This is a genomic window from Microbacterium sp. Mcb102 (assembly GCF_024519805.1).
Lineage (GTDB): Bacteria > Actinomycetota > Actinomycetes > Actinomycetales > Microbacteriaceae > Microbacterium.
Genome location: NZ_JALJRG010000006.1, coordinates 45,558 through 69,545 on the forward strand (window position 1 = coordinate 45,558; position 23,988 = coordinate 69,545).

Annotated in this window: 29 protein-coding genes; 19 read left to right on the forward strand and 10 right to left on the reverse strand. The window is 69.7% G+C overall.

Annotation, left to right across the window (positions count from 1 at the left end):
- Positions 1-97: 97 nt before the first annotated feature.
- From OC372_RS14640 to OC372_RS14655, 4 genes are read left to right on the forward strand one after another with little or no spacing between them, the layout of a single operon-like run.
- Entirely contained in the window at positions 98-535 is a 438-nt protein-coding gene (locus OC372_RS14640; RefSeq protein WP_262002500.1) for a hypothetical protein, read from the forward strand.
- Positions 528-863, forward strand: coding sequence for a transcriptional regulator (locus OC372_RS14645; protein ID WP_105710979.1), 336 nt, complete (start codon positions 528-530; stop codon positions 861-863). The genes OC372_RS14640 and OC372_RS14645 overlap by 8 nt, the downstream gene beginning before the upstream one ends.
- On the forward strand, positions 860-1,870 hold the full coding sequence (locus OC372_RS14650; protein WP_262002501.1) for a hypothetical protein: 1,011 nt from the start codon (positions 860-862) through the stop codon (positions 1,868-1,870). Before OC372_RS14645 ends, OC372_RS14650 begins: the two co-directional genes overlap by 4 nt.
- 43 nt (positions 1,871-1,913) lie before the next feature.
- Positions 1,914-2,414: a GNAT family N-acetyltransferase gene (locus tag OC372_RS14655; protein WP_262002502.1), complete on the forward strand. Its 501-nt coding sequence runs from the start codon at positions 1,914-1,916 to the stop codon at positions 2,412-2,414.
- 6 nt (positions 2,415-2,420) lie between these two features.
- On the opposite strand, the gene OC372_RS14660 is transcribed toward OC372_RS14655, so the two are convergent.
- The gene (locus tag OC372_RS14660; protein WP_105710976.1) at positions 2,421-3,032 is read right to left on the reverse strand and encodes a flavodoxin family protein; all 612 of its coding nucleotides are present in this window, start codon (positions 3,030-3,032) and stop codon (positions 2,421-2,423) included.
- Between the two features lie 66 nt (positions 3,033-3,098).
- Between OC372_RS14660 and OC372_RS14665 the strand changes: the two genes are divergently transcribed.
- The gene (locus OC372_RS14665) at positions 3,099-3,326 is read left to right on the forward strand and encodes a hypothetical protein (protein WP_231481831.1); all 228 of its coding nucleotides are present in this window, start codon (positions 3,099-3,101) and stop codon (positions 3,324-3,326) included.
- 27 nt (positions 3,327-3,353) lie between these two features.
- Here the strand turns inward: OC372_RS14665 and OC372_RS14670 are convergent, their stop codons facing one another.
- Genes OC372_RS14670 through OC372_RS14680 form a run of 3 tightly spaced genes read right to left on the reverse strand, consistent with a single transcriptional unit; the run spans position 3,354 to position 4,774 of the window.
- Positions 3,354-3,956 (reverse strand): GNAT family N-acetyltransferase, encoded by a 603-nt coding sequence (locus tag OC372_RS14670; RefSeq protein ID WP_029262679.1) that lies wholly within the window; start codon positions 3,954-3,956, stop codon positions 3,354-3,356.
- Positions 3,957-3,964: 8 nt separating this feature from the next.
- Entirely contained in the window at positions 3,965-4,357 is a 393-nt protein-coding gene (locus OC372_RS14675) for an ImmA/IrrE family metallo-endopeptidase (protein ID WP_105710975.1), read from the reverse strand.
- Between the two features lie 42 nt (positions 4,358-4,399).
- A complete protein-coding gene (locus tag OC372_RS14680; protein WP_262002503.1) occupies positions 4,400-4,774 on the reverse strand; it encodes a helix-turn-helix domain-containing protein in 375 nt (124 codons plus the stop codon).
- A 94-nt stretch (positions 4,775-4,868) separates the two neighbouring features.
- On the opposite strand from OC372_RS14680, the gene OC372_RS14685 reads away from it, so the two are divergent.
- Genes OC372_RS14685 through OC372_RS14695 form a run of 3 tightly spaced genes read left to right on the forward strand, consistent with a single transcriptional unit; the run spans position 4,869 to position 6,498 of the window.
- Positions 4,869-5,096, forward strand: coding sequence for a helix-turn-helix domain-containing protein (locus OC372_RS14685; protein WP_262002504.1), 228 nt, complete (start codon positions 4,869-4,871; stop codon positions 5,094-5,096).
- A 29-nt stretch (positions 5,097-5,125) separates the two neighbouring features.
- Entirely contained in the window at positions 5,126-6,055 is a 930-nt protein-coding gene (locus tag OC372_RS14690) for an aldo/keto reductase family oxidoreductase (protein WP_262002505.1), read from the forward strand.
- Positions 6,056-6,105: 50 nt separating this feature from the next.
- Complete coding sequence (locus tag OC372_RS14695; RefSeq protein ID WP_105710972.1) at positions 6,106-6,498, forward strand: PLD nuclease N-terminal domain-containing protein; 393 nt, start codon at positions 6,106-6,108, stop codon at positions 6,496-6,498.
- On the opposite strand, the gene OC372_RS14700 is transcribed toward OC372_RS14695, so the two are convergent.
- The 3 genes from OC372_RS14700 to OC372_RS14710 are packed head-to-tail and all read right to left on the reverse strand — an operon-like array spanning position 6,495 to position 8,783.
- Positions 6,495-7,466, reverse strand: coding sequence for an epimerase (locus OC372_RS14700; protein ID WP_262002506.1), 972 nt, complete (start codon positions 7,464-7,466; stop codon positions 6,495-6,497). The genes OC372_RS14695 and OC372_RS14700 overlap by 4 nt on opposite strands.
- A complete protein-coding gene (locus tag OC372_RS14705) occupies positions 7,463-8,116 on the reverse strand; it encodes a DUF4166 domain-containing protein (RefSeq protein WP_262002507.1) in 654 nt (217 codons plus the stop codon). Before OC372_RS14705 ends, OC372_RS14700 begins: the two co-directional genes overlap by 4 nt.
- Positions 8,117-8,165: 49 nt before the next feature.
- Positions 8,166-8,783 carry a TetR/AcrR family transcriptional regulator gene (locus OC372_RS14710; protein WP_262002508.1) on the reverse strand — a complete coding sequence of 206 codons (618 nt, stop codon included), beginning with the start codon at positions 8,781-8,783 and terminating at the stop codon, positions 8,166-8,168.
- A gap of 108 nt (positions 8,784-8,891) precedes the next feature.
- Here OC372_RS14710 and OC372_RS14715 point away from each other — a divergent pair, with 108 nt between their 5' ends.
- Together OC372_RS14715 and OC372_RS14720 are read left to right on the forward strand one after the other, a co-directional pair.
- Positions 8,892-9,698 (forward strand): sugar phosphate isomerase/epimerase family protein, encoded by an 807-nt coding sequence (locus OC372_RS14715; protein ID WP_262002509.1) that lies wholly within the window; start codon positions 8,892-8,894, stop codon positions 9,696-9,698.
- A complete protein-coding gene (locus tag OC372_RS14720; RefSeq protein ID WP_262002510.1) occupies positions 9,698-10,828 on the forward strand; it encodes a Gfo/Idh/MocA family protein in 1,131 nt (376 codons plus the stop codon). Before OC372_RS14715 ends, OC372_RS14720 begins: the two co-directional genes overlap by 1 nt.
- A gap of 30 nt (positions 10,829-10,858) precedes the next feature.
- Here OC372_RS14720 and OC372_RS14725 read toward each other — a convergent pair whose 3' ends face one another.
- Complete coding sequence (locus OC372_RS14725; protein ID WP_262002511.1) at positions 10,859-12,052, reverse strand: ROK family protein; 1,194 nt, start codon at positions 12,050-12,052, stop codon at positions 10,859-10,861.
- A gap of 113 nt (positions 12,053-12,165) precedes the next feature.
- Here OC372_RS14725 and OC372_RS14730 point away from each other — a divergent pair, with 113 nt between their 5' ends.
- The 8 genes from OC372_RS14730 (at position 12,166) to OC372_RS14765 (ending at position 20,444) form a co-directional block, all read left to right on the forward strand.
- On the forward strand, positions 12,166-13,275 hold the full coding sequence (locus tag OC372_RS14730; RefSeq protein ID WP_262002512.1) for a Gfo/Idh/MocA family protein: 1,110 nt from the start codon (positions 12,166-12,168) through the stop codon (positions 13,273-13,275).
- A complete protein-coding gene (locus tag OC372_RS14735; protein WP_262002513.1) occupies positions 13,272-14,810 on the forward strand; it encodes a sugar ABC transporter ATP-binding protein in 1,539 nt (512 codons plus the stop codon). The genes OC372_RS14730 and OC372_RS14735 overlap by 4 nt, the downstream gene beginning before the upstream one ends.
- Positions 14,807-15,913 carry an ABC transporter permease gene (locus OC372_RS14740; RefSeq protein ID WP_081859863.1) on the forward strand — a complete coding sequence of 369 codons (1,107 nt, stop codon included), beginning with the start codon at positions 14,807-14,809 and terminating at the stop codon, positions 15,911-15,913. The genes OC372_RS14735 and OC372_RS14740 overlap by 4 nt, the downstream gene beginning before the upstream one ends.
- Entirely contained in the window at positions 15,910-16,983 is a 1,074-nt protein-coding gene (locus OC372_RS14745; RefSeq protein ID WP_262002514.1) for an ABC transporter permease, read from the forward strand. Before OC372_RS14740 ends, OC372_RS14745 begins: the two co-directional genes overlap by 4 nt.
- 2 nt (positions 16,984-16,985) lie before the next feature.
- Positions 16,986-18,194, forward strand: coding sequence for a substrate-binding domain-containing protein (locus OC372_RS14750; protein WP_262002515.1), 1,209 nt, complete (start codon positions 16,986-16,988; stop codon positions 18,192-18,194).
- Between the two features lie 78 nt (positions 18,195-18,272).
- Entirely contained in the window at positions 18,273-19,127 is an 855-nt protein-coding gene (locus OC372_RS14755; protein ID WP_262002516.1) for a sugar phosphate isomerase/epimerase family protein, read from the forward strand.
- Entirely contained in the window at positions 19,124-20,131 is a 1,008-nt protein-coding gene (locus OC372_RS14760) for a sugar phosphate isomerase/epimerase family protein (protein WP_029262661.1), read from the forward strand. Before OC372_RS14755 ends, OC372_RS14760 begins: the two co-directional genes overlap by 4 nt.
- Before the next feature lie 19 nt (positions 20,132-20,150).
- Positions 20,151-20,444 (forward strand): Dabb family protein, encoded by a 294-nt coding sequence (locus tag OC372_RS14765; protein ID WP_262002517.1) that lies wholly within the window; start codon positions 20,151-20,153, stop codon positions 20,442-20,444.
- A gap of 9 nt (positions 20,445-20,453) precedes the next feature.
- Here the strand turns inward: OC372_RS14765 and OC372_RS14770 are convergent, their stop codons facing one another.
- Both OC372_RS14770 and OC372_RS14775 read right to left on the reverse strand, forming a co-directional pair.
- Positions 20,454-21,437: an NYN domain-containing protein gene (locus tag OC372_RS14770; RefSeq protein WP_262002518.1), complete on the reverse strand. Its 984-nt coding sequence runs from the start codon at positions 21,435-21,437 to the stop codon at positions 20,454-20,456.
- Positions 21,438-21,439: 2 nt separating this feature from the next.
- On the reverse strand, positions 21,440-22,426 hold the full coding sequence (locus OC372_RS14775; RefSeq protein ID WP_262002519.1) for a Gfo/Idh/MocA family protein: 987 nt from the start codon (positions 22,424-22,426) through the stop codon (positions 21,440-21,442).
- 106 nt (positions 22,427-22,532) lie between these two features.
- Here OC372_RS14775 and OC372_RS14780 point away from each other — a divergent pair, with 106 nt between their 5' ends.
- The gene (locus tag OC372_RS14780; RefSeq protein ID WP_262002520.1) at positions 22,533-23,930 is read left to right on the forward strand and encodes an NtaA/DmoA family FMN-dependent monooxygenase; all 1,398 of its coding nucleotides are present in this window, start codon (positions 22,533-22,535) and stop codon (positions 23,928-23,930) included.
- The last annotated feature ends 58 nt before the right edge of the window (positions 23,931-23,988 follow it).

Sequence of the window (23,988 nt, forward strand, 5' to 3'; positions counted from 1 at the left end):
GCTCCCAACCCGTTTCGTACCGAATCGCTCCGCAGTGGTTGCCCGCGAGGAAACTACATGTTAGTTTCTTCTCGGGAAACGAAATTCGAGGGGAAACATGGACAGCGACGAAGCAGCGGCCCGCCTCGCGGCCGTGAAGCAGACGAAGAGCGTGTCGGTGCGGAACGGGGCGTGGGTCGCCTCCCTCGTGGCGTCGGCGGGAGCGCTGGCGATCGGGTTGATGATCGACATGGACATGATCTACCTCTCGGCACTCGTCGTGCTGGGGATCGTCGGGCTCTTCTCGATGCTGTCGATCCGGCTGCGGCTGACCTGGTCCGACCGCGCCGGCGCCTGGCTGGTCTGGGGCGGTGCCCTGCTGGCGCTCGCCGCATTCGCCGCCGTGCAGTTCCCGGTGCGTGCGGCGGGATGGATCCTCCCCAACACGATCGGAGCGCTCGCCGCCGTCGTCGTGATCCTCCTCGTCTGCCGACCGGGTCTGCAGCGCCTCGCGAGTGCACCCACCCCGGTGGCATCCGGGAAGCGAGATGAGTGACGCGCAGGGAGAGGATGCGGTGGCGCCGCGCCTCGATCCGCTGCTGCACGAGCCGGTGCGTTTGAGCGTGCTCTCCGCCCTGGCCCCCGCGGACTACATCGAGTTCTCGACGCTGCTCCGCCTGGTCGGGGTGAGCAAGTCCGCGCTGTCGAAGCACGTGTCCGCTCTGACGGATGCGGGAGTCGTCGTCGTGACGAACAGCCCCACCGATCAGCGCGCGCGTCGCATCGCCCTGACCGAGGCGGGGCGGGAGTCCTTCGACGCCTATCTCCGCCGGCTCGAGGAGATCGTCCGCGCGGCACGCGGGCAGGCGGGCGGATCCCGATGACGGAGAACACCACCGCCGACGCGCGGGTGCGCACGACCGTGACTCGGAAACTGGTGCGCAACCCGCTCCTCTGGGGCGCGGTGCTGCTGCTCGCCGCCATCGTCTTCACGGTCGCGGGCGATGACTTGAGCTTCTTCCCCTTCCTGCTCATGCTGGTCGGCGGCTGGTGCTTCGGCTTCGCGTTCGTGAATGCGACGTTCGACATGGTGCCCGCGCGCAACGGCGCGATCCTCCACGTGATCGTGGCCGTGGTCCTGGGCGTGCTCGTCGCCTCGGTGATCGAGTTCGGGGGAGACCTGCTCGACCCGTTCCCCGCTGCCGTTCGCGGTGTCGCCGTGGTGCTGCAGATGGCGGCGATCCCCGCGGTCGGATGGATCTGGCTCGGGCTGCTCAGCCGCGTCACCGATCTGCTCGGGCGCCGGGATGCGAAGAAGCGCCCGCTGCCCGTGGCCCCGGAGTGGGAACGCGAGGAGAGCGGCGACGGTTCGGTCGTGCGGTTCCCCGGCATCGAGCTCCGGATGCGCAGCCTCACGCAGGCGATCGTGGCGATCGTCGTGGTGTTCGGGCTCCTCGGTGTCGTCGCGCTGATCGCGCTCGACGACCTCGCGATGCGGATGGGCCCGCGCCTCGCCATCCTCCTCCTCGGGATCGTGGTCGGACTCCCCGTATACCTGGCGTTCACCGCGATCCTGCGTCGCCGCACGCAGCAGTGCGCTGTCGCCTTCGGCAACGACGAACTCCGGATCCGCGTGGGGGAGGCCCGTTACTCGATCCCGTTCCGGGACCTCGAGCTCCTCCGTTGGCGGACCCGCAGCGACTACGCACGCTTCGAAGCGCGCGGCGGGTCCGGTGTCGACCTCTCGGTGGTCACCGGGATCGCGAAGCCGCCCCGAGGGTTCTCCGCCGAGCTGCCGCCATTGCCGAGACGGGTGTATCGGCGCCTCGAGCTCGCCGGTCTGACGCTCGAGAAATCGCGCCGGGATGAGGTCGTCACCTTCCGTCGGTGAGCCGATCCGGTAGAGCGTCGGTGGCTCATGCGAACATCCGTGCATGGATTCCCTCCGCCTCCGACTCTGGTCCGAGAACGACCTCGAGCTGCTGCATGCCGCCAACACCCCCGCGATGACGGCTCATCTGAACGGTCCCGAGACCGAGGAGCAGGTCGTGGAACGTCAGGCCCGCTATCTGCGGCTCGTGGCCTCCGGCGAGGCACGGATGTTCGTGATCGAAGACGCCGAGGGGGCGTCGCTCGGTTCGATCGGTTACTGGCGCATGGACTGGCGGGACGAGCCCGCGCTGGAGACCGGCTGGTTCGTCCGCCCCGAGGCGCAGGGGCGCGGCGTGGCATCGAAAGCCCTCGCCCTGCTCATCGACGATGCCCGCGCACATCGAGGTGACAGGCGTTTCCTCACCGCATTCCCCGGCGTCGACAACCCCGCGTCCAACAGCGTCTGCCGCCGGAACGGCTCCGCCCTGGTCGGCACGTTCACTGAGGCGTTCCGGGGCGCAGAACTGACCGTGAACGAGTGGGTGCTCGACCTCACGGGGTGATCGACATCACCCCGCCGGGTACTCCTGCGCCTTGAGCAGCCGAGCGAGGTGCGCGGCGTTCCGCGCCGCCGTCCCGATCGCCGAGGCGACCTTCTCGGGGGTCTCGTCGAGGTCCTTGTAATCGGTGGTGTGCATCGCCTCCCCGTTCCAGTAGACCGAGCCCTGGGCCGGGATGGTGAAACCGACGTCGTTCAGCGACTGGAAGAGGATCGCCGCGATGTGGTGGGCTCCGTCCTCGTTGCCGACGATGCCCGCGATCGCGACCTTGTCGAAGAGGGTGGGCCGTCCTCGCGCGTCTGTCTCGCCGAGCTCGGCGTCGAGGCGTTCGAGCACGCGCTGCGCGACGCTGGAGTGCTGTCCCATCCACGTGGGAGTGGCGAACACGAGGATGTCGGCGTCGAGGATGCGTCGGCGCACGCTCGGCCACTCGTCGCCGTCACCCATGTCCTTCTCCACGCCGGGGCTGATCGACAGATCGACGGCGCGGACCAGGTCGCCCGTGATGCCGTGACCGGCGAGGGCCTCGAGCAGCTGCGTGGCGAGAAGGTCGGAACTGGAGGAGGCGGGCGACGGCTTCAGGGTGCAGGAGACGGCGACCGCGGTCAATGGTGTCTTCATCCTCCGAGGACACCAGGCCGCGAGTCCGGTGCACAGGGGGTTTCCGCGCCGGGGCTATCCTGGTAAATGGCACCGACGACAGGAGATCCCGTGATCCTCAGCTTCCTCTTCTTCATGATCCTCTTCATCGGAGGCATCTGGACGATGGGCATCTCGTTCGGGCTGCCCGACTTCCAGGCGCTCGCGTTCTGCGGCGGCCTCCTCCTCGTCACGCTGGCGATGGCGTTCATGCTCCGCCAGGGAGGGTCGGCCACCCGCCGGTCGAACAACTGGTCGGGCAACGCCACCGAGTGAGGTATCGCGGACGGCAATGCCGTCCGCTCAACGTCGTTTGGCGAGCCTCGCCTCGAGGTTGGCCTGCACCGCGGGCCACTCCGGCTCGATGATCGAGAACTCCACGCTGTCGCGCAGCGCGCCGTTGCGGTAGCGGCTCATGGCCCGCATCACGCCGTCCTGCTTGGCTCCGAGCCGCTCGATGGCTGTGCGCGACTGGAAGTTGACCCACTGCGTGGTCAGGCCGACGCGGAACACCCCGAGCGTCTCGAAGGCGTGCCGGAGCAGGAGGAGCTTGGACTCGGCGTTCGTACCCGTGCCGTGGGCGGACGGACGGTTCCAGGTGTAGCCGATGTGCAGACGCGGGACGTCGGCGACGATGTCGTAGTACGAGGTGAGTCCGAGGATGCGTCCGTCGGCGCCGAAAGCGGTGAACGGCACCATCTCGCCCTTCTCGATGAGCGAGAGGCGTCGGTCGACTTCTGCGCCCACGCCGTCGGGGGCCGGAACCGAGGTGTACCAGGCCGTCTTCCACAGGTCGCCCTCCTGCACGGCGTCGATGAGACCGTCGACGTGCGAGCGCTCGAGCGGACGGAGTTCGACGAGTTCGCCGGTGAGGGTGACGGGGGCGGGAGCGACGAGGAAGGCCATGACGGTATTCAACCAGCGACCGGGACGGCACCCTGACGCAGGAGCTGCTGGTAGGCGGTGACCAGCTCGATGGTGACCCCGAGCTCGAAGGCCAGACTGGCCAGGTGCGGCCCGCGGAGCTCTTCTGCCTCGGCATAGGCACGTGAGGTGATCAGCCGACAGGCCGCCCACTCGTCGGCCTGGCGCTCCTGCTGCGCGCGGATCACGGGCACGCGCGCGGGAGTGTGCCCGAACTGCGCATGCCCGAGCTCGTGGGCGAGCACACTGCGTGTGGTGCGCGCGCTCATACCGGGACTGAGTCGGATCGTGCGGGTCAGGGGATCGAAGCCGCCGCGCGTGCGGCCGGGACCCTCGACGATGCGCAGTCGCTGTTCCTCGGCGAGGTGCAGAAGGTCGTCCATCGCTCTCCTCCTCGCCGTGCCGGGGCGGCAGCGTGTGCGCCGCTAGTCGTAGAGGTCGTCCGTATCCGAGTCGTGCGACGTGCGGGATTCGAAGGCGACCTCGCGGGTATCTTCTCGCGGACCGGCGACATCGGGGGTGGGGCGGATCGGGGTGATGCGCGCGGTCGTCTCCCCGTCTGCTCTGAGGCGTTCCTCTGCGCGAGCGAAGAGCACGTGGGGCTCGAGGCCGAGAGCGTCGCAGACCGAGTAGACGACCGGGACTGGGATGGCACGCTTGCCGGTGACGTAGTTGTCGAGGGCGCTGCGCGCGATACCGATGGTGCGCGCCATCGCCGCGATGCTGCTCCTGGACGCGGCGATCTCGCCGCGGATCTGGCGCCCCACGGCGTTGTTGAATTCCTCGGCCGGTGTCTTCACCCGGCTCACGATAGCAGCGCACCGACTCCAGAATGCCGCCATTATGGTGCAATCGACAGGTCTGCGTGTCCGTGCGGGGTACTAGCGTAGGCGTATGGGGACAGAATTGCGTCAGATGTTGGCATCCACCGTGAACGGCGCGCGAATGCACGCCGGGCTGTCGTTCGCTCGACTGTCCGAGCTCTCGGGCATCACGCCGGACGCGCTCTCGGAGCTGCTGGAGGGTCAGGTCGACTTCACGGTCGTCGACCTCGCCAGCATCGCCGCGGCGCTCGACATCCCGATCACGAGACTCCTCCCGGCATCCACGGCCGACGACTGACGTCGGACGCGCACAGTAGCGTGGTCCGTATGAAGCCCGTGCCGTTCGGATCGTCCACCGCCCCCGCCGTCGTCGCCGGCATGATGCGCATCAACGATAAAGACGAGGCGCACATCCGGGCGCTCTACGCCACAGCGCGGGAGTCCGGCATCGACTTCTTCGACCACGCGGACATCTACGGCGGGAGCATGCACCAGTGCGAGGCGCGCTTCGCCGATGCGCTGCGGCTCAGCGCCTCCGAGCGCGACGAGATCGTGCTGCAGACCAAGTGCGGGATCGTGCCCGCGCAGGGGACGTTCGACTTCTCGTACGAGCACATCGTGACCCAGGTCGAAGGCTCGCTCGCTGCCCTGCAGACCGACCGCCTCGACGTGCTGCTGCTCCACCGCCCCGACATGCTCGTCGAGCCTGAGGAGGTCGCCCGTGCGTTCGACGATCTGGAGGCCTCGGGCAAGGTCCGCGCCTTCGGCGTCTCGAACCACACGCCGCGGCAGATCGATCTGCTCCGCACGGCCGTCCGGCAGCCGCTGGTCGCCAACCAGCTGCAGCTGTCGATCACCCATGCGCCGATCCTCGCTCAGCCGGTCGCGGCGAACATCGCCGGCCACGAGCAGAGCGCCGTGCGCGACGGTGGCGGCATCGTGGAGTACTGCCGCATCAACGGCATCACGATCCAGGCCTGGTCGCCGTTCCAGGACGGCCGCGGTCACGGCGTGTTCCTCGGCAACCCCGAGTACCCCGAGCTGAACGCGGTGATCGATCGCCTCGCGGCGTCGTACGGCGTGACTCCGCTCGCCATCGCGACCGCCTGGATCACCCGTCACCCCGCCGGCATGCAGGTGGTCCTCGGCACGACCACACCCCAGCGCGTGCGCGAGGCCGCGATGGGCGCCGACCTCGAGCTGACCCGGCCCGAGTGGTACGAGCTGTTCCGCGCTGCCGGACACCTGCTGCCGTAGAAGCGGTTCGGGTCGGCGCGGTCCGGCACACCGTCGTCTACCCTGAACTCATGCCGTTCCTGTTCTCGCTCCTCGTCATCGCCCTGATGATCGGCGCACTGATCGACATCATCACCCGCGACAGCGCCCTGGTGAAGCACCTGCCGAAGATGGTGTGGATCATCATCGTGATCCTGTTGCCGTTCGTCGGCAGCGTGCTGTGGTTCGCCATCGGACGGGAGTACGGCGAGGCCGGCATCTCCATCCCTCGCGTGCGTCGTGCCGAGCGGCCGACCGCCACCCGCACCGACGTGCGCCCCTCGCCGCCGGCGGACACGCGCACGACCGAGCAGCAGATCGCCGATCTCGACCGCGAGATCGAGGAATGGCGGCTCCGCGAGGAGCTCGAGAAGCGCCGCCGCGACGGGGACGCCGCCTCCGGATCCGCCGGCGCCGCCTCCTAGGCCGAGACCCCTCCGCGGTCGAAGGACTCGCGGATCGCCTCTTCCAACTGCGGGTGGCGGAACTCGAAGCCCGCGGCGGTGAGCTTCTCCGGCAGCACCCACCGGCTCTTCAGGACGAGTTCGGTCTCGGTACGGATGCCGATGGCGCCGAGCTCGAGCATCCAGCGGGGCAGCGGCGGGCCGATGCGAGTGCCCAGCACGCGACGAACCGTCGCCATGAACTCGACGTTGTCGACCGGATTCGGGGATGCGACGTTGACGGGACCCTCGAGTGACGGCGTCTGCTCGATGAAGTCGATGATGCGTGCGACGTCGTCGATGTGCACCCAGCTGAATCGCTGACTCCCGCGGCGCGCGCGGAAGTGGTGAACGGTCCCGGCCCGGCGTCGCGCGGCGCTCGCGGGCCACCGGCCGTCGTACTGCGGACCGCCGAGCCCGAGCCGGACGAGGTTCTTCAGGGGCCCGAGCACGCCGCCGTGGCCGAGCACGATCGCGCTGCGGAGGGCGACGCGACGCGTGGCGGGCAGCTCTCCGGCGAACAGCGCCTTCTCCCAGGCCTTCGCGACCTCGACCGAGAAGCCGGTGCCGAGCTCGCCCGTGGATTCGGTCATCGGACGGTCTTCGGCGTGCCGGTAGATCGTGGCCGTCGAGGAGTTCACCCACAGGGCGGGAGGCGCAGATGCGCGGGCGATCGCCGTACTCAGCGAGGTGGTGGTGTCGAGCCGGGACCGGAAGATCTCGGCGCGGTTCTCCGGCGTGTACCGGCAGTTGACGCTCTTGCCGGCAAGCCCGATCACCAGGGACGCACCGTCGACCGCGCGGTCGATCTCGACCTGATCGCCCCAGCGGATGTCGGCGCCGGAGCGCGAGATCGTGACGACCTCGCGGCCCTCGGCGCGGAACCGGGAGACGAGGTGGCTGCCCATGAATCCCGTGGATCCACCGATCACGACTCGGCCTGTGTTCATGCGGACTGCTCCTTATCTGCGATGCGGGGGACCTCTGCGAGGGGCGGGACGCGGTACTCGAAATCGCCGCGGTATTCATACACGCGGCCGAGGAGAGGCGCGTCGATCGTGAGTGCCACCTGCTGCCGGTCGATGGCGTCGTCGAAGCGCTCCGTGAGGCGGACGACGGGTGCGATCAGGCGGGGGATGCGCATTCGGAGCCGCCCCAGTCGCACACCGACGGCCCGACTCGTGAGGTGCAATGCGCCGTCGCGCACGTCGACGTCGAAGCAGGCCGCGATGAGTCCGGGTTCGCCGAGTTCGTCGAGCACGCGACCGTGCCGGGTGAGCGCGACCGCATCGCGCATGACCCACGGGCCGCGGGCGAAATGGAACGTGCGCTCGCCGATGGCTCGGGACGCGATCGTGCGGTTCTCGACGCGGAACGGCACGTCGCGCTCCCAGACGGCGGCGACGACGCCGCGACGTTCGAGGACGCGGAGGACGGGCCAGAGCCACCGCCGCGGCGTACCGACGACGTGGAACACGCCCTCGCCGATGCCGACGGCGCCGTCGGGGACCGCCGAGAAGTAGGCGCGCAGCCGAGGGTGCAGCTCGTCGATGCGCTCGCCGAGTGCCCGGGCGTAGGGGGATTGCGGCACGGGCGTCACGTTTCGAGCCTAGCTCGACGGTGGGTGCGCCCGGCCGGTCCGCCGCCGCTCAGGCGGGTGGGCGCAGGAGCCGGTCGAGCAGGGCGAGCGCCTCGTGCTGCGGCGCGGTCTCATCCAGCAGCCACTGCGTCTGGAGGCCGTCCGACGCCGCGACCACGAGAGCCGCGACGGCATCCGCGTCGACGTCTTTCCGGATCTGCCCGTCTTCCTGCTGTCGTCGAACGGTCTCGGCGAGCCGTTCGCGCAGACGTGCGAAACGACCGGTGGCGAACGTGCGCGCCGCCGGATGCCCCTCTTCGAGTGCCGTCGCGACGAGCGTCGAATACAACTGCACGAGGCCGGGGATCGCGCGGTTGAAACGTGCCGACTCGATCATCATCTCGACCGGCGTCGCATCCGCCGACGGGGGATCGGGCTGTCGCCCCGGCGCGTTGCTCTCCTCGTAGACGGCGACGAGCAGCTCTTCGAGAGACCCGAAGTAGTGGGTGAGGGCGGCGTGCGTGACGCCCACTTCGCGCGCGATCGCCCGCAGGCTCGTGCGGTCGGAGCCGCGCGCGGCGAAGACCTCGATGGCGCGATCGAGGATCTCCTGTCGGCGAGCGATCCCCTTGGCGTAGGTGCCGCGCGGGCGGGGCTGCTCGGCAGGCTCTGGCGTGTCGGCGGGCATGGGGGGAGTCTAGCGAATCAAAACTTCCACGTGGAGGTATTTGGTGGTAGCGTGCCTGCACGGGGTAGTGACCCCCACATGTCACCGAAGACCGAAGGAGCACGACCGATGACGATTCAGACCTCCCTGCAGCTGTTCACGATCAAGGACGAGCTGGAGGCCGACCTAGAGGGCACGCTCTCGGCGGTCGCCGCCCGCGGCTTCACGGCCGTCGAGCCCTACGACTTCGTCCGCCGCGCCGAACCACTCGCCGCCGCGCTCTCCGCCGCCGGACTCACCGCCCCGTCCGGGCACGCCTTCCTCGCTTCGGAGTCGTTCGTGAACCCCGACGGCAGCGGCACGACCATCCCCGTCCCCACGCCCGACGTCGTCTTCGCCGCAGCCCGGGTGCTGGGCATGGAAACGGTCATCGACCCCTACACCGAGCCCGCGCGCTGGGAGTCCGTCGCGCAGATCGAGGAGACGGCCCGCCTGCTGAACGCGGCCGCCGAGATCGGCGCGACCGTCGGCGTCCGCGTCGGGTATCACAACCACGCCCATGAGCTGGAGGCCGTCTTCGACGGGGTGACCGGGCTGGAGGTCCTCGCGGGGCTGCTCGACGAGCGCGTCGTGCTCGAGGTCGACCTGTACTGGGTGGCTCGCGGCGGCGTCGACCCCGTCGCGCTGCTGCAGCGCCTGGGCGACCGCGTGATCGCCGTGCACGCGAAGGACGGCACGCTCGACCCGGCGCTCGCCGGCGCCTACCCGCCCGCCGACCAGGTGGCCGCGGGCGAAGGGTCCGTTCCGCTGGTCGAAGCCATCGCCGCCGCCCCGGCGCTCGAGCTCGCGATCGTCGAGTTCGACCACTACGAGGGCGACCTGTTCGACGCGATCGAGCGCAGCCGTGTCTTCCTCGACGAGAAGGTCGCCGGCTGATGGCGGGTCCCGTCGGAGTCGGCATCATCGGTGCCGGGAACATCAGCGACCAGTACCTGTCGAACCTCACCACCTTCCCGGACGTCCGTGTGATCGCGGTCGCCGACGTCATCGAGGAGCGTGCGAAGGCGCAGGCCGCGAAGTACGGCGTCCCGCGTGCCGGCGGCGTCGACGTGGTGCTCGACGACCCCGAGATCGACATCGTCGTGAACCTGACGATCCCGGCGGTGCACGTCGAGGTCTCCGAGGCGATCATCGCTGCGGGCAAGCACGTCTGGACAGAGAAGCCGATCGGCGTCAGCCGCGAGGAGTCGCGTCGGCTGCTGGAGACGGCGGATGCTGCCGGCCTCCGCGTCGGCGTGGCCCCGGATACCGTGCTCGGGCCGGGCGTGCAGACCGCCAAGCGGGCGATCGCGCGCGGCGACATCGGGCGCCCGCTGTTCGGTCAGACCACCTTCCAGTGGCAGGGTCCGGAGATCTTCCACCCGAACCCTGCGTTCCTCTACGCCAAGGGCGCGGGGCCGCTGCTCGACATGGGCCCGTACTACGTGTCGACCCTCGTGCACGTGTTCGGACCGGTCGCCGCGGTCGCCGCCCTCGGGCTGCAGGGGTCGCCGACGCGCCGTGTGCAGGTCGGCGAGCTGGCGGGCCAGGAGTTCCCGGTCGAGATCCCGTCCACGCTCAGCGTGCTGATGGACTTCGAGGAGGGCGGCCAGGCGCAGAGCCTGTACAGCACCGACTCACCGCTGCTGCGGCAAGGGATCGTCGAGATCACCGGCACCGAGGGCACGATCGTGATCCCCGACCCGAACACCTTCGGCGGTCCGATCACCATCACGCGTCCGCTCACACGTCAGTTCGTTCCGCCGGAGCCGATGACGCAGGAGATCGTCGACATCGCGCAGGAGGGTGTGCTCTCCGGTCGTGGTGTCGGGCTGCTCGACATGGCCCGCTCGATCGCGGCCGGCCGGCCGCACGTCGCCACGGGGGAGTTCGGCTACCACGTGCTCGACACGCTCCTGTCGATCGAGGAGGCGGCCGAATCGCGGAGCTTCGTCCCGGTCGAGAGCACGCTGGATCAGGTGGGCGCGATCGCCGCGGACTTCGATCCGTTCGAGGCCACGCTCTGACGGTCGCCGCTCGGGGCGGCGGGGTGCGGATCAGCGCGCCTTCGCCGCCACGTAGCGGTCGACGCTCGCAGGGGAGAGCACCTCGCGCGCGACCATGATCGCGGCCCCCAGCACGGCCGCGCGGTCGCCCGCCTGGGACTGCACGATCGCCAGATGCTGCGTCGCGAGCGGGATCGAGCGGCGGTAAACGACCTCGCGCACACCCGCGAGCAGGTGCTCACCGGCGCGGGCGATGCTGCCGCCCAGCACGATGATCGACGGGTTCAGGAGATTGACGACGGTCGCGAGGACCTCGCCGACATCACGCCCCGCCTGACGGGTGGCCTCGATCGCGGCGGCGTTTCCGGCGCGGACCAGGTCGACCACGTCCGAGGGGCCGTGCACGTCGAGCCCTTCCTCGCGGAGCGCGATCGCGAGGGCGGAACCGCTGGCGAGGGCCTCGAGGTCGCGCTCATCGCCCGGCTCGCGGGTCGACCCCGCGCCCGCGGGCACCTGCACGTGGCCCATGTCTCCCGCGGATCCCTGCGCGCCGCGCTGCAGCTGGCCGCCCGCGATGATGCCGGCGCCGATGCCGGTCGACACCTTGACGAAGACGAGGTCTTCGACCTGTGGCCAGCTCATCGCCTGCTCGCCGAGGGCGAGGATGTTGACGTCGTTGTCGACGAGAACGGGCACGTCGAAGGTCTTCTGCACGTAGGCGGGCACGTCGAACCGGTCCCAGCCCGGCATGATCGGCGGATTGGTGGGTCGGCCGGTGGAGTGCTCGACGGGGCCGGGGACGCCGATGCCGACGCCGACGAGCGGGAGGCCGCCGGCGGTTGAGTCGAGCAGGGCGGCGGCATCCGCGAGGATCGTGTCGAGCAGGCTCTCCGGTCCGTCGCCGATGTCGATCGTGCGCGTGCGGGCATCGAGGATGACGGCGGCCAGGTCGGCGACCGCGACCGTCGCGTGCGTGGCGCCGAGGTCGACCGCCAGCACGAGCCCGGCGCGCGGGTTGAAGGCCACGCGTGCGGGCGGTCGGCCGCCCGTGGAGACGGCTTCTCCGGCGGGGCGGACGAGGTCGGCGGCGAGGAGCGCGTCGACCCGCAGGGCGACCGTCGACCGGGCGAGGCCGGTGAGGACGGCGAGTTCCGCCTTCGTCCTGGCGTGGCCGTCGCGGAGGATCTGGAAGATCTCTCCGATCCCCGATGCGATCGCCGGAGCGGGCCTGAGAACGTCAACCATTGCGTCAGTAAACCACAGCACTTCGGCGTCTCGCCGATCGACTTCCGATTTCCGTCAGATAACTTTTGACGAAGGTCTAGCAAAAGTCTGTAGGTCTGTGTCAGAATCGCCGCATGACAACGGATGTCACTGACACCGGTCTCGGAACGATCCGAGCCGGCATCCTCGGCGGAGGATTCATGGCCCGCGTGCATCGCACTGCGGCCCGCGACGCCGGCGGCGAACTGCGCGCCGTCGCCACCCGGTCTCGCGAAGGAAGCCGCGATGCCGCACTGGCGCTCGGCGCCGGTCGAGCCGAGAGCAATGCGGCCGGTCTGCTGGAAGCGGGCGACATCGACGTCGTGCACATCTGCACGCCCAACGCCACGCACGCCGAACTGGCGCTCCAGGCTCTGAACGCCGGCAAGCACGTCGTGTGCGAGAAGCCGCTCGCGACGACGGCCCCGGACGCGAGGGTTCTCGCCGAGACGGCCGAGGCCCGCGGGCTGGTGGCGGCCGTGCCGTTCATCTACCGCTACCACCCGATGGTGCGCGAGGCCAGAGCACGGATCGCCCGCGGCGAGGCCGGCGACCTGCTCACCCTCGACTGCTCCTATCTGCAGGACTGGATGCTGCTGTCGAGCGACGACGACTGGCGGGTGCGCTCCGAGTCCGGCGGCGCATCCCGCGCCTTCGCCGACATCGGCTCCCACCTGTGCGACCTGATCGAGTTCGTGATCGGCGAGCGTATCCACGCGCTGAGCGCCCGCACCCGTCGGGTCTTCTCGGAGCGCTCGGGGCAGTCGGTCGACACGGAGGACATCGTCGCGGTGCTCGTCGAGACCGAGTCGGGCGGCCTCGGCACGCTGCTCATCTCGCAGATGGCCGCCGGCCGCAAGAACGCCCTCACCCTCGAGTTGCACGGCTCGCGGCAGAGCCTGCGCTTCGAGCAGGAGCGCCCCGAGGAGCTGTGGATCGGCATGCGCGAGGAATCCCGGCTGCTGCTGCGCGACCCCGCCACCGCCGACCCGGATTCCGCGCGGCTGCAGCGGGTTCCGGCAGGACACCCGATGGGGTACCAGGATGCCTTCAACAGCTTCATCGCCGACGTCTATGCGGCGATCGCCGGTGCGGAACCCGATGGGCTCCCGACTTTCGCCGACGGATACCGCTCGGCCGTGCTCACGGAGGCCGTGCTCGCCTCGGCGGCCGATGGCGGACGATGGGTGGAGGTGACGGCATGATCACGACCACGACCGAGCCCGTGCTGCAGGTGGCCGGCATCCGCAAGTCGTTCTTCGGCGTCGAGGTTCTGGGCGGCATCGACTTCGACGTGCGACCCGGCGAGGTGCACGGTCTCGTCGGCGAGAACGGCGCGGGCAAGTCCACGCTGATGAAGATCATCGCCGGCGTGCAGCCGGCCGATGAGGGCACGATCTCGTATCGCGGCGAAGAGGTGCATCACGCGCACCCGCGCCAGGCGATGGATGCCGGCATCGTCACGGTCTTCCAGGAGTTCACCCTGCTGCCGGAGCGCACGGTGGCGCAGAACGTCTACCTCGGACGCGAGCCGCGTCGGCGGGGATTCGTCGACCAGCGCGCCATGAACTCGCGGACCGCCGACCTACTGACCGACCTCGGGGTCTCCTTCATGGAGCCGACCGCGCGCGTCGGTTCGCTCACGGTCGCCGAGCAGCAGATCGTCGAGATCGTCAAGGCGCTCTCCTTCGATGCTCGGGTCATCTCGATGGACGAGCCGACCGCCGCCCTCAGCGACCGCGAGGTCGAGCTGCTCTACGCGATCATCCGCCGGCTCACCTCCCGCGGCGTCGCCGTGATCTACGTCTCGCACCGGTTGAAGGAGATCTTCGACCTGTGCGATCGCATCACGATCCTCAAGGACGGCGCGCTCGTCTCGACCGACGAGACCGCGGCACTGACCACGGATGAGCTCGTGCGGCGCATGGTCGGCCGCTCCATCCAGTCGTACTTCCCGGATGCGGTCGAGGGCACGACGGTCGGGAAGGCGCGGCTCGAACTCGACGGCTGCGGCAACGCCTACGTCGACGGGGTCTCCCTCGCACTCCGCGCCGGGGAGATCGTCGGCATCGCCGGTCTGCAGGGTTCCGGACGCACCGAGTTGGTGGAAGGGGTGTTCGGCATCCAGGCCTTCACCCGCGGATCGATGCGCATCGACGGGGCGCCCGTGCGGATCGGCACCGCCCGCGCCGCCGTCCGTGCCGGCCTCGCCCTCGTCTCGGAGGACCGCAAGGCGCAGGGCCTCGCCCTCGGGCAGTCCGTCCTCGACAACGCGCTCCTGGTCGTCCGCAGCGTCTTCGCCGGGCGGACCACCGCATCCCGTCGCGAGGTGCCCGGCATCCTGAGCTCGCTCGAGGTCAGCTCGCGGGGCCTGGATCAGGAGGTGCGCTTCCTCTCCGGCGGCAACCAGCAGAAGGTGGTGCTGGCCAAGTGGCTGCTCACCCAGCCGCAGATCGTGCTCTTCGACGAGCCCACCCGCGGCATCGACGTCGGTGCGAAGTACGCCGTCTACCAGCTGATGCGCGAGCTCGCAGCGCAAGGGAAGGCCGTGCTGATGGTGTCGAGCGAACTGCCGGAGGTGATCGGCATGAGCGACCGGATCCTGGTCATGCACGACGGCGAACTCGTCGCCGAACTGCCGGCGGGCTCCGCCGAGCACGAGATCCTCGGGGCCGCGACCGGCGCCGCCCATCCCGGCACCCTCGATCCCGGCACCGCGACGGACGGAGGTGCGCGATGAAGCGTCTGAAGATCGATTCCACGGTCATCGTGCTCGGCATCCTGCTCCTGGTGCTCGTCATCGGCGCGATCCTGGTCGGCACCGTGGGGCGCAACTTCCTCAGTGCCGGCAACATCCGCGACATCCTGACCGGCATGAGCGTGCTCGGCCTCGTCGCGATCGGGCAGACGCTCGTGGTGCTCGGCGCCTCTCTCGACCTCTCTGTCACCTACGTGATCAGCCTGTCGAGTCTGCTGGCGGCCACGATGATGAACGACAACGCGGCGAACATCCCGGTGGCCGTGATCGTCACGCTGCTCGTGTGCGCCGGCGTGGGTCTCGTGAACGGGCTCATCGTCACGGTGCTCAAGGTCAACGGCTTCATCGCCACACTCGGCGTCGGACTCATCCTGCAGGGCATCCTCAACACGAACTTCGAGGGATCCGCGGGGAAGGTGCCCTGGGCGTTCCAGCTCATCGGCGCCACCGGCGTCGGCCCCATCCCGGTCTCCACGCTCATCATGATCGTGCTGGCCGTCGTGATCTGGGTGCTCCTCAACCGCACCCGCACCGGCGCCCACCTCTACGCCGTCGGCGGCGATCCCGAGATCGCCCGGCTCTCCGGCGTGCGCACCCGGATGCCGCTCATCTGGGCGCACGTGCTCTGTTCGGTGTTCGCGGGTCTCGCGGGTCTGCTGCTCGCCAGCCGCCTCGGCGTCGGCAGCCCGACAGTCGGGCAGCAGGGCGGCTACGCGCTGCTCTCGATCGCGGCGGTCGTGCTCGGCGGAACGCTGCTGCTCGGTGGACGCGGCTCCGTCTGGGGCACGATCGGCGGCGTGGCGATCCTCGCGGTCGTCGACAACGTCATGAGCGTCATGCAGGTCAACCCGTTCCTCAAGGACGTCGTCCGCGGCGTCGTCATCGTCGCCGCAGTGGCCGTCTACAGCCGCCGCTCGATCATCCGCCGCCGTCCGCGCTTCGGCGCCGGAGGCACCCGCACCGGTGGGGACGATGCCGCGAAGGCGGCGGCGCCCGAGATGGCCGCCGCCGCGTCGCAGCTCGCCGACGTCACCACTGTCACCGCATCCGATATCGGCACCGCCACGGAAGGAGGACGCTCATGAACGCGCTGCGCACTCTCGTGAGCCCCCGTGGGGCCGTGTTCCTGCTGCTCGTGCTGCTGTTGGTGGCCGTCACGATCCTCAACCCGAGCTTCGCCGAGCCCGGTCAGTTCATGCGCTTCATCCAGCGGGTGGCGCCCATCGCGATCGTCGCGATCGGGCAGTACTTCGTGATCATCGCGGGGGAGTTCGACCTCTCGCAGGGCTCGCTCATCACGGCGCAGGTGATCATCGCCGGCAACCTGGTCGGTCAGGACGACGCACGCACGGTGCCGGTCCTGCTGCTCATGATCGTCTTCGCTGTGGCCGTCGGGCTCGTGAACGGGGTGATCACGACACTGTTGAAGGTGCCGTCGTTCATCGTCACGCTCGGCATGATGCTCGCCCTCCTGGGTGGAGTGATGTGGTGGACCGGGGGAGCGGCCACCGGGAACCCGGCCGACAGCTTCCGCGAGATCGGCCGCGGCGGCATCCGCGACGTGCCGTTCCTCGAGTTCATCCCCTGGGCGGTGCTGCTGCTGATCGTGTGGCTGGGACTCGGCATCTGGATCACCAAGCGCCCGCTGGGCAAGACGCTGATCGCGGTCGGCGACAACGCCGGTGCGGTCGACTACGCCGGGGCCCGCCGCGCCTGGGTGACGACGCGCGCGTTCGTCATCTCGTCGCTCTCCGCGTCCCTGTCGGCCGTGCTCCTCGTCGGATACGCCGGCGTGCATCCCTCGGTCGGCCGCGGATACGAGTTCACGGCGATCACCGCCGTGGTGCTCGGAGGCGTGGTGCTGGGCGGTGGTCGCGGCTGGATCGTCGGCGCGGTCGCCGGTGCCTTCGCCCTCGAGGCCCTGTTCATGCTGCTCAACATCGCCGGGATCCCCTCGACGCTGCGCGATGCCGTGCAGGGCGTGATCATCATCGCCGCGGTCGCCTACTCCGCCGTCGCCTTCCGGGCGCGGCGCAAGCGCGGGCCGCTGCCCTCGGACATCCCTCCCGAAGACCCCAGAATCCCTGAAGCAACCAGAATCCCTGAAACCACCAGTTCCACCAGCACCATCAACACAGAAACCAGAGGAGATTAGCAATGCGACGATCGATGAAGATCGCCACCGCAGGGGTGGCTCTCTTCGGCCTCATCGCGCTCGCCGGGTGTACGACCGACCCGTCCGTGGCGCCGGCGGAGTCGGAGAACCCCAAGGAGACGGCAGAGACGACAGAGTGGTTCGACCAGGAGCTCTTCGACAAGCAGGACGAGGAGCGCGGCGTCACCCCTCAGGGGCCGGAAGACGAGCCCTACCTGCAGCACATCAACGCCGAGATGGTCGACACGGCGGAGTTCGCGAGCGAAGGGGCCAAGAAGGCCTGCTTCGCCAACGCGTCGATCTCCAACCCGTGGCGCCAGACCGGCTGGATCACGATGAACGAGCAGCTGAAGTCGCTGCAGGACGCGGGCGCTATCAGCGAGATGGAGACCCGCGACGCGCAGGACTCCGATGACACGCAGATCGCGGACATCGACTACTTCATCGCCGAGGGCGAATGCGACGTCTTCCTCATCTCGCCGAACAGCACGGCGGCCATGACCCCGGCCGTCGAGCGGGCCTGCGAGACGGGCAAGCCGGTCGTCGTGTTCGACCGCGGTGTGAACACCGACTGCCCGGTCACGTTCATCCACCCGATCGGCGGCTTCGCCTGGGGCATCGACACCGCCGAGTTCCTCATCGACAACCTCGAAGAGGGCGACAAGGTCGTGGCGCTGCGCATCCTCCCGGGTGTCGACGTGCTCGAGCACCGCTGGGCCGCCGCCGAGAAGCTCTTCGACGAGGCCGGCATCGAGGCCGTGGATCACTTCACGGGTGCCGACCCCGCCGAGATCAAGAGCATCATCAGCGACGAGCTCGCCAAGGGCGACGTGCACGGCATCTGGATGGACGCCGGTGACGGCGCCGTCGCGGCCATCGAGGCGTTCGAGGACGCCGGAGCGGACTACCCGGTCATGACCGGTGAGGACGAGATGAGCTTCCTGCGCAAGTGGAAGGACACGGGGCTCACGGGCCTCGCGCCGGTGTACTCCAACTTCCAGTGGCGCACTCCGCTGCTCGCGGCGCAGATGATCTTCGCCGGAGAAGAGGTCCCGAAGGAATGGGTCCTCCCGCAGAAGCCGATCACGGAGCCCGAGCTCGACGACTACCTGAAGGCCAATGAGGGCATGCCCGACGGCCACTACGCCAAGTTCGGCGGGGAGAACCTCCCCGGCTACCCGACGGTGTGGCAGCAGCGTCAGATCCCGTAACCGAAATCCGCTCCCGCCCTTCCGCTCCGCACCCGCGGGGTGGGAGGGTGGGAGCGCTTCACGATCACAAGGACAACGATGCCCCGCACGATCGCCGTCAACACCTGGGTGTGGACGTCTCCGCTGACCGACGCGTCGCTCGAGCCGCTCGCCCGCAAGGCCAAGGACCTCGGGTACGACGCCCTGGAGCTGCCGCTCGAGAGCGTTGGCGACTGGGACCCTGTGCGCACCCGCGACCTGCTCGACGCGCTCGGGCTCGACGCGATCGTTGTCGGAGCAATGGGGCCCGGACGCTCGCTGGTCGCCCGTGCCGGCGACGTCGTCTCGACGCAGACCTACCTGCGCGCCTGCATCGCGGCGGCGCAGACGCTCGGGGCCGAGGTCGTGGCCGGCCCCTTCTACGCGCCGACCGGCGTGACCTGGCGGATGGATGCCGACGAGCGGGCGGCGGTCGTGGGGGAGCTGAGGGAGAACCTCGCGCCCCTCGTGGCCGAGGCCGCCGAGGCGGGGATCACGCTGGCGATCGAGCCGCTGAACCGCTACGAGACGAGCCTGCTCAACACGGTCGAGCAGAGCCTCGATGCGCTCGGCCCGCTGCTCGGCGCCGGTCTCGGGCTCGCGCTCGACACGTATCACCTCAACATCGAAGAGAAGAAGCCCGACGAGGCGATCCGGGCCGCCGGTGCTGCGATCGCCCACGTGCAGGTGTGCGGGAGTGACCGAGGGGCCGTCGGCGACGATCACACCGACTGGCCCGGGATCCTCGCGGCCCTCGACGATGCCGGCTATCGCGGCCCGCTGGGGTTGGAGAGCTTCACGGGGGAGAACGCCACCATCGCGGTCGCGGCCTCGGTGTGGCGGCCGCTCGCCCCGAGTCAGGACGAACTCGCCGCACGCAGCATCGCTGCCCTCCGAGCATTGGAGCATCCATGAGCACGCATCCGGTCACCCTCTTCACCGGGCAATGGGCGGACCTCCCGTTCGAGGAAGTCGCCCGACTTGCAGCCGAGTGGGGGTACGACGGGCTCGAGGTCGCCGCGTCCGGGGATCACCTCGACCTGCGGCGTGCCGACGAAGACGACGCCTACGTGGCGTCGCGCCGGGAGATCCTCGACCGGCACGGGCTGAAGATCTTCGCGATCTCGAACCATCTCGCCGGTCAAGCCGTGTGCGATGCGCCGATCGACTTCCGACACCAGGCGATCCTGCGCGAGTACGTGTGGGGTGACGGTGAGGCGGAGGGCGTGCGGCAGCGGGCGGCCGAAGACATGAAGCGGGCGGCCCGCGTCGCGCGCAAGCTCGACATCGACACAGTCGTCGGGTTCACCGGCTCGTCGATCTGGCCGTATCTGGCGATGTTCCCGCCGGTGCCGGCATCCGTCATCGAGGGTGGGTTCGAGGACTTCGCGGCCCGATGGAACCCGATCCTCGACGTGTTCGATGCGGAGGGCGTGCGGTTCGCGCACGAGGTGCATCCGGGGGAGATCGCGTACGACTACTGGTCGTCGGTGCGCGCGCTGGAGGCGATCGATCACCGGGAGGCGTTCGGGTTCAACTGGGACCCGTCGCACATGATGTGGCAGAACATCGATCCGGTCGGGTTCATCGTGGACTTCGCGGACCGGATCTACCATGTGGACTGCAAGGACACCCGGATGCGTCCGCACAACGGCCGGGCCGGCGTGCTCGGCTCGCACCTGCCGTGGGGCGACCCTCGGCGCGGCTGGGACTTCGTCTCGACGGGGCACGGGGATGTGCCGTGGGAGGACTCGTTCCGCGCGCTGGATGCGATCGGCTACTCCGGCCCCATTTCGATCGAGTGGGAGGATGCCGGGATGGACCGCCTGCATGGCGCCCCCGAGGCGCTGGCGTACGTGCGCTCGCTGCTGTGGCCGAAGCCCGAAGCCTCGTTCGACGCCGCGTTCAGCAACCAGTGACCACCCCGACAGGAGCCCCATGCCGATCCAGCACACCGTCGTCTTCCGCCTGATCCATCCGGCCGGTTCCGTGGAGGAGCGGGAGTTCCTGGCGACCGGCCACGCCGTGCTCACGTCGATCCCCGGCGTCGAGGACTTCACGATCCGTCGCCAGGTCAGCGCGAAGAGCGATCTCACGCATCAGTTCTCGATGGTGTTCGCCGATCAGAGCGTCTACGACACCTATGACGTCCATCCCGCGCACCGGGCGTTCGTCGCGGAGCGGTGGGTGCCCGAGGTCGCCGAGTTCCAGGAGTACGACTTCGTGGAGTGAGGGCTTCGATCAGCCCGTCAGCTCGCGCAGGCGCACGAGGCGCTCGTGCCCGGTCTCTTCGAGTTCCGCGATGTCGTCGCGTGACTTGAGGAAGTCGGAGAACGAGCGGTAGCCGAGGGCTTTCTCGCTGAACGAGGGGTCCATGCGGCGCATGTGCGTCTTCACGGCGGAGCTGTGCAGCCACTCGTCGGCATCGGCCTTGTCGTGGCCGAGACGCAGGGCGCGCTCGAGCAACTGTGTCGCTTCGCCCTGCTCGTCGAGCTTGGGCTCCTCGACCTTGGGCGCGGCTGCCTTCGACCTCGCGCGGCGCGGGGCCTTGGCCTTCGGCGCATCCGCCGCGTCGGCCGCGTCGGGAACCGTCTCCGGCGCGGGCTCCGCGACGGCCTCGCCCTTCGCGGCCGCGACGGCGGGAGCCGCCTTCACCGGACGCACGACACCGGGCAGCGAGTCGTACGACTCGAACTCGTCGCAGGCAGCGGCGAGCGACTTGGCCGTCGAGCCGGAGACACCCACGCCGATCACGTAGCGTCCGAGTCGCTTGCAGCGCTGCGCGAGCGGCACGTAGTCGCTGTCGCCGGCCACGATCACGACGTGCGTGAGGTCGGGTAGGCGGAACATGTCTTCGACCGCGTCGACGGCGAGCCGGATGTCGGCGCCGTTCTTGGCGTACGCGGCGGCCGGGAAGAGCTGCACGAGGTCGACGGCGCGGGCCACGAGCTGCGAGCGGTACACGGCGTTCACGGGGGAGGACCAGTCGGCGTATGCGCGCGTCAGCACCAGGGTGCCGAAGGACGCGGCGTAGTCGATGATGGCGCCGACCTCGATCATGGCCCGGCTGAGGCGCTCGACGACGTCGGGGTCGTTCGGGTTCTCGGTGATCCGCTGCCGGTCCTTGCCGTAGGCGTTGCGCCCGTGCACCCGGTCGTACCAGGAGATGACGATGTTGTCGAAGTCGAGGTAGACGGCGACGCGGGCATCGGTGGTCTCGGCCATGATCAGGCCTCCTCACGGGGGTAGCGGACGCCGATCTGCGCCCTGATCTCATCGAGAGTGCCCATGATGGCGACGCTCTCGGCGATCGGAAGGATGTCGCCCTCGAGGATGCCGTCGCGCACCAGGCGCTCGGCGGCGAGGGCCTGGAACTGCATGCCGCGGCCGTCGACCTCGGAGACGTACTCCTCCTGCACGGTGCCGTCCGGGAGGGTGACGCGGAACGTGGTGGGGGTGTACCAGACCCGGTCGATGTCGATCCGCGCCTTGGTGCCGATGATGCTGGCCGCGTTCGGCCCGGATGCCCGCGAGGAGGACAGCGTGGTCGAGATCGCACCGCCCTCGTGCGTCATGACCGTGGCGACCTCGGAGTCGGCGCCGGTCTCGATCAGGCGGCCCACGGCACGGATGTCGGTCGGAGCGCCCAGCATGTCCCAGACGAAGGAGATCGGGTAGATGCCGAGGTCGAGCAGTGCGCCGCCGCCGAGCTCCAGGGCGTTGAGCCGGTGGGTGGGGTCGGTGGGCAGCAGTTGCGTGTGATCGGCGCTGACCGCACGGATCTCGCCGAGCGTGCCATCGGCGATGAGCTCGCGGATGCGGATCATGTGCGGCAGATACCGCGTCCACATCGCCTCCATCACGAGGAGCCCCTTCTCGGCGGCGAGCGCCTGCAGGTCTTCGGCCTCGGCGCGGTTCAGCGTGAACGCCTTCTCGGCGAGCACGTGCTTGCCGTGCTCGAGCGCGAGCCGGGCGTTCTCGTGATGCATCGGATGCGGCGTGGAGACGTAGATGATGTCGACGTCGGGGTCGGACACCAGCGCCTCGTACGAGGGGTGCGCGTGCGCGATGTCGAAGCGGGCGGCGAACGCGTCGGCCGACTCCTGGGAACGTGAACCCACCGCCACGAGGTCGAGCCCCGCCGTGCGCAGATCGGATGCGAACGCGCCGGCGATACCGCCGGTAGCGAGGATTCCCCAACGAAGACCAGTCATGGTCTCAGCGTACGGGGTGGGGTGCACATGTCGGACTGTTACACCCCGAGACGTCCGGCGACGGCCGCCTGGTCGCGGGTGCGCGCCCGCTCCTACCGTGACGAGCATGACCGAACCCCTCATCATCGGCGCCATGGTGCGCACCCTGGGGGCCTACCCCTCGGGTTGGCGGCAGCCCGGCGCGCACCGCGATCCGGCCGCGGACGCCGCCATCCTCCGGCACATCGCACGCGAGGGGGAGGAGGCCGGCCTCGACTACCTCTTCTTCGGCGACTGGCTCGCGACGGGCCCCGACCTGGAGTTCCGCGACCCGTATCTGCTGGCGCGCATCGACCCGGTGAGCGCGGTGCTGTTCCTCGCCGGGGTCACCTCGCGCATCGGCCTGATCGCCACGGTCAACACCACCTACGCCGATCCGTACACGACGGCGCGCTCGCTGGCCTCACTCGACGTGCTCACCGGCGGACGTGCGGGCGTGAACCTCGTCACGGGCGCCGAGCCGCGCGCCGCGGGCAACCACGGCCGCGACGCGCACGCCGACAACGAGACGCGCTACGACCGCGCCGAGGAGTTCGTCGAGGCGCTCCGACGCCTGTGGGGCTCGTGGGACGAGGATGCCTGGATCGCGGATGCCGCGCGCGGCGTGCTCATCGACCCCGAGGGGCTCCGCGCCGCCGACCTCCAGGGCTCGCAGGTGCGGGTCACCGGTCCGCTCAACGTCGCCCGCCCGCCGCAGGGGCAGATCCCGATCGTGCACGCCGGCACGTCGCCGCGGTCGCGTGCGCTCGCCGCGACCGAGGCCGACCTCGCGCTGACCGCCGCGCCGACGCTCGCCGACGCGATCGCCACGCGCCGCCTGCTGCGCGACATCGCGGCCGAAGCCGGACGGTCTCCGGATGCGGTGAAGGTGATCGCCCCGGTGCTGCCGGTCGTCGCCGACACGGATGGCGACGCCCGCCGCATCGTCGAGCGCCTGCTCGCGCTGGTGCCGCTCGCCGAGGGACATCAGGCCGGACGCACCGCGTTCCCGCCGAACCGCACGGTGGCCGCGCTCGCCGATGCGTTCGACATCGCCGCTGACGATCCGCTGCGCGTGGCGGAGTTCGACCGCCCGGTCACGGCTGCTGAGGCGCAGCGGTTGGGGGAGCGCGGCTCCGCACTCATCGAGCGCCTCGCCGGCATCGCCGGACTGCGCGTCTCGGGAGCCGGGGTGACGACCGGAGATCCGCTGACCTGGCGGCACCTCGTGGCCGCCAACGCGGTGCCGGCGGCCTTCGTGGTCGGCGACGCCCGGACGATCGCTGACCACTTCGAGACCTGGCGCGACGAGGGGGCGGCCGACGGTTTCAACGTGCTGTCGGCCTTCCAGCCCGCCCAATTCGAGGCGTTCACGCGGCAGGCCGCCCCCGAGCTGCGCCGCCGCGGGCTGCTGCGAGACGCGGCGGAGAGCGAGGGCGCGACCCTCCGCGACCGTCTGCGCATTTCCTCGTATGTCGACGCGTGACCACTCGTGTCGTCGCGCGACACCCGGTGTCCGTCGCCTCGCGGCACGGCCACTCCGA

Excerpts from the sequence above, each read along its gene's own strand:
- OC372_RS14715 (WP_262002509.1), top strand. The coding sequence starts at position 8,892 with ATGACGATTCAGACCTCCCTGCAGCTGTTCACGATCAAGGACGAGCTG.
- OC372_RS14735 (WP_262002513.1), top strand. The coding sequence starts at position 13,272 with ATGATCACGACCACGACCGAGCCCGTGCTGCAGGTGGCCGGCATCCGC.
- OC372_RS14685 (WP_262002504.1), top strand. The coding sequence starts at position 4,869 with ATGGGGACAGAATTGCGTCAGATGTTGGCATCCACCGTGAACGGCGCG.
- OC372_RS14740 (WP_081859863.1), top strand. The coding sequence starts at position 14,807 with ATGAAGCGTCTGAAGATCGATTCCACGGTCATCGTGCTCGGCATCCTG.
- OC372_RS14640 (WP_262002500.1), top strand. The coding sequence starts at position 98 with ATGGACAGCGACGAAGCAGCGGCCCGCCTCGCGGCCGTGAAGCAGACG.
- OC372_RS14660 (WP_105710976.1), bottom strand. The coding sequence starts at position 3,032 with ATGAAGACACCATTGACCGCGGTCGCCGTCTCCTGCACCCTGAAGCCG.
- OC372_RS14770 (WP_262002518.1), bottom strand. The coding sequence starts at position 21,437 with ATGGCCGAGACCACCGATGCCCGCGTCGCCGTCTACCTCGACTTCGAC.
- OC372_RS14690 (WP_262002505.1), top strand. The coding sequence starts at position 5,126 with ATGAAGCCCGTGCCGTTCGGATCGTCCACCGCCCCCGCCGTCGTCGCC.
- OC372_RS14675 (WP_105710975.1), bottom strand. The coding sequence starts at position 4,357 with ATGGACGACCTTCTGCACCTCGCCGAGGAACAGCGACTGCGCATCGTC.
- OC372_RS14650 (WP_262002501.1), top strand. The coding sequence starts at position 860 with ATGACGGAGAACACCACCGCCGACGCGCGGGTGCGCACGACCGTGACT.
- OC372_RS14765 (WP_262002517.1), top strand. The coding sequence starts at position 20,151 with ATGCCGATCCAGCACACCGTCGTCTTCCGCCTGATCCATCCGGCCGGT.
- OC372_RS14665 (WP_231481831.1), top strand. The coding sequence starts at position 3,099 with ATGGCACCGACGACAGGAGATCCCGTGATCCTCAGCTTCCTCTTCTTC.
- OC372_RS14710 (WP_262002508.1), bottom strand. The coding sequence starts at position 8,783 with ATGCCCGCCGACACGCCAGAGCCTGCCGAGCAGCCCCGCCCGCGCGGC.
- OC372_RS14745 (WP_262002514.1), top strand. The coding sequence starts at position 15,910 with ATGAACGCGCTGCGCACTCTCGTGAGCCCCCGTGGGGCCGTGTTCCTG.
- OC372_RS14775 (WP_262002519.1), bottom strand. The coding sequence starts at position 22,426 with ATGACTGGTCTTCGTTGGGGAATCCTCGCTACCGGCGGTATCGCCGGC.
- OC372_RS14700 (WP_262002506.1), bottom strand. The coding sequence starts at position 7,466 with ATGAACACAGGCCGAGTCGTGATCGGTGGATCCACGGGATTCATGGGC.
- OC372_RS14695 (WP_105710972.1), top strand. The coding sequence starts at position 6,106 with ATGCCGTTCCTGTTCTCGCTCCTCGTCATCGCCCTGATGATCGGCGCA.
- OC372_RS14720 (WP_262002510.1), top strand. The coding sequence starts at position 9,698 with ATGGCGGGTCCCGTCGGAGTCGGCATCATCGGTGCCGGGAACATCAGC.
- OC372_RS14725 (WP_262002511.1), bottom strand. The coding sequence starts at position 12,052 with ATGGTTGACGTTCTCAGGCCCGCTCCGGCGATCGCATCGGGGATCGGA.
- OC372_RS14730 (WP_262002512.1), top strand. The coding sequence starts at position 12,166 with ATGACAACGGATGTCACTGACACCGGTCTCGGAACGATCCGAGCCGGC.
- OC372_RS14780 (WP_262002520.1), top strand. The coding sequence starts at position 22,533 with ATGACCGAACCCCTCATCATCGGCGCCATGGTGCGCACCCTGGGGGCC.
- OC372_RS14755 (WP_262002516.1), top strand. The coding sequence starts at position 18,273 with ATGCCCCGCACGATCGCCGTCAACACCTGGGTGTGGACGTCTCCGCTG.
- OC372_RS14645 (WP_105710979.1), top strand. The coding sequence starts at position 528 with ATGAGTGACGCGCAGGGAGAGGATGCGGTGGCGCCGCGCCTCGATCCG.
- OC372_RS14750 (WP_262002515.1), top strand. The coding sequence starts at position 16,986 with ATGCGACGATCGATGAAGATCGCCACCGCAGGGGTGGCTCTCTTCGGC.
- OC372_RS14760 (WP_029262661.1), top strand. The coding sequence starts at position 19,124 with ATGAGCACGCATCCGGTCACCCTCTTCACCGGGCAATGGGCGGACCTC.
- OC372_RS14670 (WP_029262679.1), bottom strand. The coding sequence starts at position 3,956 with ATGGCCTTCCTCGTCGCTCCCGCCCCCGTCACCCTCACCGGCGAACTC.
- OC372_RS14655 (WP_262002502.1), top strand. The coding sequence starts at position 1,914 with ATGGATTCCCTCCGCCTCCGACTCTGGTCCGAGAACGACCTCGAGCTG.